Consider the following 631-nt stretch of genomic DNA (forward strand, 5'->3'; position numbering starts at 1 on the left):
GACGGTTATTAATATATCACGCAGTACATACAGGGTCAATACTTTTCACAAAAAAAATTTCACATCCCGTTAAAACTTCAAAAACACGTTTCAAAAATCCGTATAGGCTCTCTTCATTCCTTACCCTAATTCACATTTCATATCTTATCACTTTATCACGTTCCTTAACGAATGAAAATTCTAAATTTTATGTTATTATTATTGTTATAGGAGAGTGGTGAGAATGAGCATTAAGTATTCAAACAAAATTAATAAAATCCGGACCTTTGCATTAAGTTTAGTATTTATCGGTCTCTTCATTGCATACTTAGGAGTCTTTTTCCGTGAAAACATTATTATTATGACAACGTTTATGATGGTTGGCTTCTTAGCTGTAATCGCTAGTACTGTCGTTTACTTTTGGATTGGTATGTTATCTACTAAAACTGTACAAATTATTTGTCCAAGCTGCGATAAACCTACAAAAATGCTCGGTCGTGTCGACGCATGTATGCATTGCAACCAACCTTTAACAATGGATCGAAGTTTAGAAGGAAAAGAATTTGATGAGAAATATAATAAGAAAAGCTATAAATCATAGGTATATATGTCTACAATGTAACTTTACAAAACTAAACATGAAAAGGTGATT

The 631-nt window shown here is 31.7% G+C and carries 1 protein-coding gene; it reads left to right on the forward strand.

Annotation, left to right across the window (positions count from 1 at the left end):
* Positions 1–223 precede the first annotated feature (223 nt).
* Complete coding sequence (locus KI369_RS27975) at positions 224–580, forward strand: YgzB family protein (protein ID WP_144615653.1); 357 nt, start codon at positions 224–226, stop codon at positions 578–580.
* Positions 581–631: the final 51 nt, after the last annotated feature.

The sequence above is a fragment of the Bacillus sanguinis genome (genome assembly GCF_018332475.1).
Classification (GTDB): domain Bacteria; phylum Bacillota; class Bacilli; order Bacillales; family Bacillaceae_G; genus Bacillus_A; species Bacillus_A sanguinis.

Excerpts from the sequence above, each read along its gene's own strand:
- KI369_RS27975 (WP_144615653.1), top strand. The coding sequence starts at position 224 with ATGAGCATTAAGTATTCAAACAAAATTAATAAAATCCGGACCTTTGCA.